The 805-nt window shown below is 63.2% G+C and carries 1 protein-coding gene; it reads left to right on the plus strand.

Annotated features, from left to right (window positions below; translation table 11 throughout):
* On the plus strand, window positions 1-805 hold an 805-nt coding region (locus QPK27_RS25190; protein ID WP_290420885.1), incomplete at both ends, for a right-handed parallel beta-helix repeat-containing protein.

Raw genomic sequence — 805 nt, forward strand, 5'->3', positions numbered from 1 at the left:
GGGGCGCCAGGATCGTCCCGCCGGCCAACTCGACCAACAACAGCGCCTGGGATAACCGCGGCAGCTACGTCAGCATCATCGGCTTCGACGTCGACGGCAGCAAGATCGGCAGCGGCACCAAGTGGGTCCACGGCATCTATACCGGCGGCTCGTACAACGTGATCGACGGCAACCACGTGCACCACATGGCCACCACCATCCCGTGCAACAGCGCCGGCGGTTCGGCCATCGGCGTCGACAGCTACTACAAGGGCGTGAAGGGTGACGTGATCAACAACGTCGTCAACGATATCGGCCCGGCCGGCTGCACCTATGTGCAAGGCATCTATCACAGCACCTCGGGCACGATTAAAAACAACGTGGTCTACCGCGTCGGTTCGGCGGCGATCCACCTGTGGCACGACGCCACCGATGTCCAGATCGTCAACAACACGGTGAGCTCGTCGGTGTTCGGCATCATCGTCGGCGGCGGCGACTTCTACTTCACGAAAGCCGGCGCCAACAATGTCCACGTGCACAACAACATCGTCTACGACAACACCTACGGCATCTCGGAGCAGGGCACGACCGGCAAGGGCAACACCTATAAAAACAACCTGGTGACCAGGAACACCAAGTACGCCTTCCAGCTGCGCAATGGCCTGACCCACACAGGCACCATCACGGCGGAACCGCTCCTGGCCGGCTACTCGCGCACTGCGGCGCTGCCGAACTTCAAACCGACGACCAGCTCGCCGGTGATCGGCCGCGGCATCGCGACCTACGCGCCGGCCACCGACATCGATGGCAAGGCGCGCGGCGGCGC

Origin of the sequence: Massilia sp. YIM B02443 (assembly GCF_030411955.1) — a bacterium.
Classification (GTDB): Bacteria; Pseudomonadota; Gammaproteobacteria; order Burkholderiales; family Burkholderiaceae_D; genus Telluria.